Source organism: Mesorhizobium sp. M5C.F.Ca.IN.020.32.2.1 (genome assembly GCF_004023105.1).
Lineage (GTDB): Bacteria > Pseudomonadota > Alphaproteobacteria > Rhizobiales > Rhizobiaceae > Mesorhizobium > Mesorhizobium wenxiniae.
The window spans coordinates 1-691 of record NZ_RZSX01001519.1 but is presented as its reverse complement, the minus strand read 5'-3'; the positions used below and the strand labels follow the sequence as shown (position 1 = coordinate 691).

At 49.5% G+C, this 691-nt stretch carries 1 protein-coding gene; it reads right to left on the bottom strand.

What is annotated here, in order from left to right; all coding sequences use genetic code 11:
* Positions 1–691: EAL domain-containing protein (locus EOA86_RS37180; protein ID WP_164892436.1), on the bottom strand; the 691-nt coding region annotated here is incomplete at both ends.

Genomic DNA, 691 nt, shown 5'->3' with positions numbered 1-691 from the left:
GTCTCGACACCCTCCGCTACGACCTCAATACCCAGGGATTTGCCGATTTCAATGATCGACGAGACGACCTGCCTTCGTTGCGGCGATTTGACAATTGGGACGACCAGCTGGCGATCTATCTTCAGCCGGCGAGGCTGCAGCTTGAGCAAGCTGACTATTGAGGCATAGCCCGTACCAAAATCGTCTATTTCTACGTCAATGCCTAGCTCTTTTATCTGCTCAAGATTCCAGGTAACAAAATCATCATTTTCGTCAAGGAAGATTGACTCAACGAGCTCGAATGAAATCGTTCCTTTCTTGATATTCAGCTTCCTAAGACTCTTTATGAGTTCCTCATCTTGAAGGCGGCGCGCCGAAACGTTGACTGACACCCGCGGAATGTGAAGATTCGCAGCAGACCACTCTTCGAAATCCAAAAGCGAATGCTCTAATATGGTTCGATCGATGATCGAGACGACATTCAGTTCTTCCGCAATCCTTAGGAATACATCGGGCGCCAAAATACCCTTCTCCGGATGTCTCCATCGCGCCAGCGCCTCAACCCCAACAATTTCGAGCGTTTTTGCGTCAAATTGCGGCTGGTAGAAGGGAATGAACTCGTTGCGCTCAAGGCCGCCGAGAATTTCGTCGGCAATCCGTTTTGTGTCGACGATTTCGCTTTGCATCGCCTCGGTGAAGAATTCGTATCGAT